This is a genomic window from bacterium, from assembly GCA_029210545.1.
In the GTDB taxonomy this organism is placed as follows: domain Bacteria; phylum BMS3Abin14; class BMS3Abin14; order BMS3Abin14; family BMS3Abin14; genus JARGFV01.
The window spans coordinates 1-4,417 of record JARGFV010000169.1; the positions used below are offsets into that span (position 1 = coordinate 1).

Genomic DNA, 4,417 nt, shown 5'->3' on the forward strand with positions numbered 1-4,417 from the left:
CGGTTGTTGAAGATCGGCTGTCTTCCGCTTGGCAGAAGCGCTTCACGCTCCTCAGCGGTGAGTTGGAACCGTATCGCCAACTCCTCACGGGCATCCGCCACCGACCTCGTCTGGCCATCGCCGGCCACTTCGAGAAGTGGAAGCATCACGGTCTGAAAATCCGGGATCGGCAACTTTTTCCTCCATTCAGTTGATATTATGGTGGACTGATCACCGGGACTGCTTCACGCGGTATCCGGTTTCCGCCTTCGCCCTCGAAAAGTTCCGGGCTATGGCGGACAGGCGCAGTGACAACCGTTCCCCCCAATTTTGCCCTGCCTTTCTTCGCGGCTTTGCGGCTTTGCGTGAGGCCGCTCTGAACGCTTTTACAGGAACCGTGCCTTCCCCCCTCGCCTGCTTTTTTCTGCGGCCATCTGCGATTCGGCCGGGGATGGCCGACCTGCGGCCCCCTGCGTTAAGGCTCATGCCGCTTTCACAGGAGTCGCGCTTACCCGGGATCGCTTCACTCTGACCACGGTTCGCGATGACGAACGGGGCGATCAGGATTCATATGTCCCCGCCATCCTGCGGACCTCCTCCGCGACCCTCTCCCGCAGTGATTCGGGTGCCTCGACGACGACTTCCGCACCGTGCCTGAGGATGTCCATGAGGATCTCCCTTTCGTCCGAATACGGGACACGTAAACGCAGTCCGCCGTCGTTGAGGCGCTCACGGACCTGATGGGGGTGCCAGAGCTCGCTCTCCACCCAGCGGGCGCGCAGCGGGGAGAAACGCAGGACGGCCCACGCTTTTACCTTCCCGGCGAAGATCCCGTAGGATGCGGCGAAATGGGAGTCGAGGAGCTCTTCCGGAATCTCTCTGACAGGCTTTTCGGACGGAACGACCTTCCGGATGGAATCAACGGAAAAACTCCGTAGGGCTTTCCTCCAGTGGCACCACGCGTCCAGGTACCAGTTGTCCCTGTAGTGGACGAGTCTCTGCGGGGAAACCGTGCGTGCATTGATCTCGTCCCTTGCCCGGCTGTAGGCTTCGATCTCGAGCCGCTTTCGTTCGAAGAGGGCGGCGGCGACCGCGGAAAAGAAACAAGACTCGACGGCCCTTCGGGTCATGGGAAGGAGACGGACGCGGTCCATGAATTTCGATGGGGGATGCCCCGATGATTCGAGGAGGGCCTCAATGCGGGCCCGCAGGGGTTCGACCTGGGTGTCGAGAAATCCTGGATCTATGGCGGCCAGGCACCTGTGGGCGGCCAGAAGGGCGCAGAGCTCTCCCGAGGAGAACCAGAAACCGGGCAGTTCATAAACCGGACCCGTTTCCGGGGTCGCGAACCGGTATCCCCCGGCGGCCCTGTCCCAGACGATGGGCGCATTGAAGCGGTTCCGAAGGTACTGGAGGTCCCTCTTCAAAGTGGCGGCCGAGACCTCAAGTTCCTCCAGGAACCGCTCCGAGGTGACGACCTTCCTGCACCTGAGCAGCCTGTCGATCCTGTAGAACCGTTCGGAGCGATCCACCATCGGCTCCCTTTAGATGGTACGTGGCAGACCGGAGAGGACAAGACAGCCTGCCAGGTTAACAGGGGATGCGGCGTTCTGTTTACTGAGTCAACGGGATGAGAATCGATGGTTGCAATGGCCTGGAGTGCGTTTCCCCACAAACTCACTTTATATCTATACCACCAACTATGGTGGCGGCGATAGATGCGAAAGTCGGAGTAAGGCGCCCGAAAAATTATGCGGCCAGGGCAACAGTCCGGGCTCTTCTCTGTGAACTTCCACCTTCGCTGAAGCTTCCTCCTTCACCAGAGGCTATGGCGGACAGGCGCAGTGACAACCATTCCCCCAATTTTGCACTGCCTTTCTTCGCGGCTTTGCGGCTTTGCGTGAGGCCGCTCTGAACGCTTTTGCAGGAAACGAGCCTTACTGGATTCCGGGTCGTTGCCCGGAATGACGGAGCAGTTTATCCCATGGTATAAGCCTTTCTCCGTGTCCTCCGCGGTAAAATCCGGACTTTTGAGCTATGAGGCATGAGATCGCTTCGCATGGGTGGTTGCTCGCGATGACAAGCTTTCCCCCTTTGATCATAGCCTTTCTCCGCGTCTCTGCGGCTCTGCGTGAGGCTGCCTTTAGCTTTTCTTCCACCTTCCACCTTCCCTATTCCACCTTCTTGCTCACATCAGCCTCTCGGATGATACTTCCTGTGGACCTCGATCAAATGCTTGCGCGACACATGGGTGTATATCTGCGTTGTCACGATATTGGCGTGCCCCAGGAGGATCTGGACACTGCGAAGGTCGGCGCCGCCCTCTAAAAGGTGGGTGGCGAAGCTATGCCGGAAGGTGTGGGGATGGATCTTTCGCAGGCCGGCCTTGAGGGAGTAGGCCTGGATCTTCTGCCAGACGGCCTGCCGGCTGATGCAGCCCTTCCCTCCCCTGCCCGGAAAGACCCATTCCGAGAGTTTCCCCTTAAGAAGCTCCGGCCGTGCCTCCTTCAGGTAACGTTCAAGCCAGTAGATGGCCTCTTTGCCCACGGGGGTCAGCCGCTGCCGGGATCCTTTCCCGGTAACCCTCAGGAACCCCGCTTCCAGGCTGACTTCTTCCATCCTGAGCCCGATGAGCTCGGAGACCCGGAGGCCGGCGGCGTAAATGACCTCCAGCATGGCCCGGTCCCTGACGCCCTGGCTGTTGGAAAGGTCGGGTTGATTCAGCAGGAGGTCCATTTCGTTTGCTGTCAGAACATCGGGCAGGTTGCGGGGAACCTGGAGAGGCGGGATGTTTTCGGCGGGGTTCTTTTCCGCGGTCCTGTTGAGAACGAGGTGCCGGTGAAAGCCCCGGATGGACACCAGTTTCCTCCGGGCTGTGCGGGCGGAAAGACCCTCGTCGCGCAGGGCGGCGATGAACGACGTGATGTGGGCCGGCCGGACCTGTCCCGGTTCCCTGACGCCCTCTGTCTCCAGGAAGCGCGCGTATCCGGACAGGTCGGCACGGTAGGCGGAAAGGGTATTGTTGGAGAGCCCCTTTTCGATCAGGAGGTGGTCTAGATAGGAATCTATAAAGGCAAGCATCATGAATCTGGAACAGGGAATATGGAATATGGAATCAAAGCTCTTTTGTTCATTATTCCTCCTCCCTCCTTCTCCATTCCACCTTCTTTATTTAATGTACTTGCCGATGATCGGCTCCAGGTCTTTCTTTGTCTCCTCGGGGATGGCGGACCGATCGGTGACAATGGCGAATTTGAGGGCCTCGGAGCACCCGCAGGGCGCCTTTTCAACCATGTTGCGCGCGGCCCAGGCGATGGCTGTCCTGGCGTTCTCGACGTTCTTGCGCATGATCTGGAGGATCGCTTCCACGGAGACGTCCTCTTCCGTTTCGTGCCAGCAGTCGTAGTCGGTGGCGAGGGCCACCGTGGCGTAGCACAGCTCGGCCTCCCTGGCGAGCTTGGCCTCCGGGATGTTCGTCATCCCGATGACATCGACGCCCCAGCTGCGGTAGAGGTTCGATTCGGCGCGGGTGGAGAACTGGGGCCCCTCCATGCAGATGTAGGTGCCGCCCTGATGGACCTTTGCGCCGGTACTGGCGGCGCCCTTCGCGGCGATGTCGGCAAGGCTGTGGCAGACGGGGTCGGCGAAAGCCACGTGGCCCGCGATACCGTTGCCGAAAAAGGTGGAAGCGCGCCCCCTGGTCCTGTCGATGAACTGGTGAGGGACGACGAGGTCACCGGGTACGATCTCCTCTTTCATGCTTCCCACTGCGGAAACGGCGATGATGGAGTCTACCCCGAGGGTTTTTAACGCGTAGATGTTGGCCCTGTAGTTGATCTCGGATGGCGTTATCCGGTGACCTTTGCCGTGCCGGGGCAGGAACGCCAAGGTAATGTCGCCGAGGGTACCGGTAATGATCTCATCGGATGGGTCTCCGAAAGGTGTGGACATGCTCACCGAGGTGATGTTGGTGAGACCCTCCATCTCGTAAAGTCCGCTGCCGCCGATGATGCCGAGGAATTTTGTCATTAAAACCTCCATGCAAGTTTACAGTTCACGGTTTACGGTTTACAGTCAGAACCTGAATGCAATGCCTTTCAGCTGTAAACTATTATTTCAACAGGGTCGTTTTGTCAAAAGAAGTTGCATCTGTCCAGGTGCTGCAACTGTAAACCGTGAACTGCAAACCGTAAATTTTTCCTGCGACCGAAAGGAGCCCTTGTGGAGCAAGTTCTTTTTCCCGGCTGTTTCGTCTGCGGCCCTGACAATGAGTGCGGGTTAAAGGCTGCCTTCCGGACCCTCGAAAACGGCGACATAGAGGGTCGCTTCACTCCGGAAAAGCGGCACTGCGGTTACGAGGGGATCGTTCATGGGGGCGTCATCATGGGGTTCCTGGACGAGGTTCTGGGCAGGGTCGCCTTCGCCAGGGACCGGATGT

At 58.9% G+C, this 4,417-nt stretch carries 5 protein-coding genes; 1 reads left to right on the plus strand and 4 read right to left on the minus strand.

Going from position 1 to position 4,417, the window contains the following annotated elements; all coding sequences use genetic code 11:
- The 4 genes from P1S46_11865 to mtnP form a co-directional block, all read right to left on the minus strand.
- On the minus strand, nt 1-146 hold a 146-nt coding region (locus tag P1S46_11865), incomplete at its 3' end, for a winged helix-turn-helix domain-containing protein (GenBank protein MDF1537165.1).
- A gap of 393 nt (nt 147-539) precedes the next feature.
- Nucleotides 540-1,511: a YafY family protein gene (locus tag P1S46_11870; protein MDF1537166.1), complete on the minus strand. Its 972-nt coding sequence runs from the start codon at nt 1,509-1,511 to the stop codon at nt 540-542.
- Nucleotides 1,512-2,172: 661 nt separating this feature from the next.
- Nucleotides 2,173-3,063 (minus strand): site-specific tyrosine recombinase XerD, encoded by an 891-nt coding sequence (gene xerD, locus P1S46_11875; protein MDF1537167.1) that lies wholly within the window; start codon nt 3,061-3,063, stop codon nt 2,173-2,175.
- 84 nt (nt 3,064-3,147) lie between these two features.
- Entirely contained in the window at nt 3,148-4,008 is an 861-nt protein-coding gene (mtnP, locus tag P1S46_11880; GenBank protein MDF1537168.1) for an S-methyl-5'-thioadenosine phosphorylase, read from the minus strand.
- A 192-nt stretch (nt 4,009-4,200) separates the two neighbouring features.
- Here mtnP and P1S46_11885 point away from each other — a divergent pair.
- The coding region (locus P1S46_11885) for a hypothetical protein (GenBank protein ID MDF1537169.1) at nt 4,201-4,417 on the plus strand (217 nt) is incomplete at its 3' end.